Raw genomic sequence first — 1883 nt, forward strand, 5'->3', positions numbered from 1 at the left:
TCGCGGGACTCATCGATCGATCCGGTCGGCGCCTGCGTCGGCATGCGCGGCAGCCGCGTCCAGGCGGTCGTCGGCGAATTGCAGGGTGAGAAGATCGACATCATTCCGTGGTCGCCTTCTGCGGCGTCCTTCATCGTCAATGCGCTGCAGCCGGCGGAAGTCGCCAAGGTCGTGCTCGACGAGGATGCCGAACGCATCGAAGTCGTGGTTCCCGACGACCAGCTGTCGCTGGCCATCGGTCGCCGCGGCCAGAACGTGCGTCTGGCTTCGCAGCTGACCGGCTGGGATATCGATATCCTGACCGAAGCCGAAGAATCCGAGCGCCGCCAGAAGGAATTCGTCGAGCGTTCGTCGCTGTTCATGGAAGCCCTCGACGTCGACGAGATGGTCGGCCAGGTGCTGGCCTCCGAAGGCTTCACCAGCGTTGAGGAAGTCGCTTATGTCGATTCCGGCGAGATCGCCTCTATCGATGGTTTCGACGAGGACACCGCTTCGGAGATCCAGACCCGCGCCCGCGAATATCTGGAGAAGATCGAGGCCGAGCACGACGACAAGCGCAAGGCGCTCGGCGTTTCGGACGAATTGCGCGAAATCCCCGGCGTCACCACCGCCATGATGGTGACGCTTGGCGAGGACGGCGTGAAGACGATCGAGGATTTCGCCGGCTATGCCGCCGACGACCTGACCGGCTGGAAGGAACGCAAGGACGGCGAGACAAAAGTCTATCCGGGCGTGCTGGCCAATCATGGCGTGACCCGCGCAGACGCCGAACAGATGGTTCTGGCCGCCCGCCTCAAGGCCGGCTGGATCACCGAAGACGAGCTTGCAGCCGAAGAAGTCTCGGCTGACGAAGCCGTTGGTGCGTGAGGTGAAACCGCATCGCACCGAACCCGCCCTTGGACGAGATGAACGATCGCACCTGCATCGTTACGCGCAAACAAGCCGAACCGGATGATCTGATCCGGTTCGTCGTCGGCCCGGATTCGGCCGTCGTTCCCGACATCAAGAGAAATCTGCCCGGCCGCGGTTGCTGGGTGAGCGCCGACCGCCTACATATCGACAAGGCTGCGGCGAAGAACCTCTTTGCCCGCGCCTTCAAGGCACAGGTGGTCGTGCCGCCCGATCTTGGCGGCATGGTCGACGGGCTGCTTTCCAGGCACGCTCTGGGCATGCTTGGTCTTGCCCGCAAGGCAGGCGCAATTTCGCTTGGTGCTACCAAGGTCGAGAGCGCGGTGCGCGGCGGATTGGCGCTTTTCGTGCTGCATGCTTCCGAGGCGTCCGATGACGGCGTGCGCAAGATCAGCCAGGCGCGACGGGCGACGGTCCATCTCGGTGGGCCCGCTATCCTTGCCTACAAACTTTTCTCCGAGGCCGAGTTGAGCTTGGCATTGGGGGGTACAAATGTGATACATGCTGCCGTTCTCGCGGGAGACGCGGGCAGGGCGGTCCAGAAGCGCATGGTTGCGCTCGACCGGTATCGGGGCGGTTCCCCGGACGATCTGGCAATGCTTGCGGCTGTTGCTGACGAAGATGATGCCGCAGAGGATATGGAATGAGCGATACGAAATCGGGTGACGACAATACGCTGAGTGTGACGCCGAAGAAGACCTTGACGCTGAAGCGCCCCGGTATGGAACAGGGCACTGTGCGCCAGAACTTCTCGCACGGCCGCACCAAGCAGGTCGTCGTCGAAACCAAGAAGCGCAAGTTCTCGATGCCCGGCGACAAGCCGGAGCCTGTTGCCGCCCCCGTCTTCACACCGAAGCCGGCGGTCGTGGCCGCACCCGTCGTCGTGCCGGAAGCACCGAAGGCGCCGCCACCCCCGCCGCCCCCGGCCCCGGTCGAGCGCAGCGGCATGGTGCTGAACGAACTGTCGCGCAGTG

Annotated in this window: 3 protein-coding genes; all 3 read left to right on the forward strand. The window is 63.8% G+C overall.

Going from position 1 to position 1883, the window contains the following annotated elements; translation table 11 throughout:
• A partial coding sequence (locus ENZ74_RS30675) for a transcription termination/antitermination protein NusA (RefSeq protein ID WP_164761344.1) occupies nucleotides 1-867 on the forward strand: 867 nt, incomplete at its 5' end.
• Nucleotides 868-905: 38 nt separating this feature from the next.
• The gene (locus ENZ74_RS30680; protein ID WP_024503463.1) at nucleotides 906-1556 is read left to right on the forward strand and encodes an RNA-binding protein; all 651 of its coding nucleotides are present in this window, start codon (nucleotides 906-908) and stop codon (nucleotides 1554-1556) included.
• Nucleotides 1553-1883 (forward strand): translation initiation factor IF-2 associated domain-containing protein (locus ENZ74_RS30685; protein ID WP_206522372.1); only part of this gene is annotated, 331 nt, incomplete at its 3' end. The genes ENZ74_RS30680 and ENZ74_RS30685, both read left to right, overlap by 4 nt.

The sequence above is a fragment of the Mesorhizobium sp. M7A.F.Ca.CA.002.15.2.1 genome (assembly GCF_003998715.1).
GTDB classification, from domain to species: Bacteria; Pseudomonadota; Alphaproteobacteria; order Rhizobiales; family Rhizobiaceae; genus Mesorhizobium; species Mesorhizobium ciceri.

What these genes read in the sequence shown, in the direction of transcription:
- ENZ74_RS30680 (WP_024503463.1), top strand. Translation starts at nt 906, where the DNA reads ATGAACGATCGCACCTGCATCGTTACGCGCAAACAAGCCGAACCGGAT.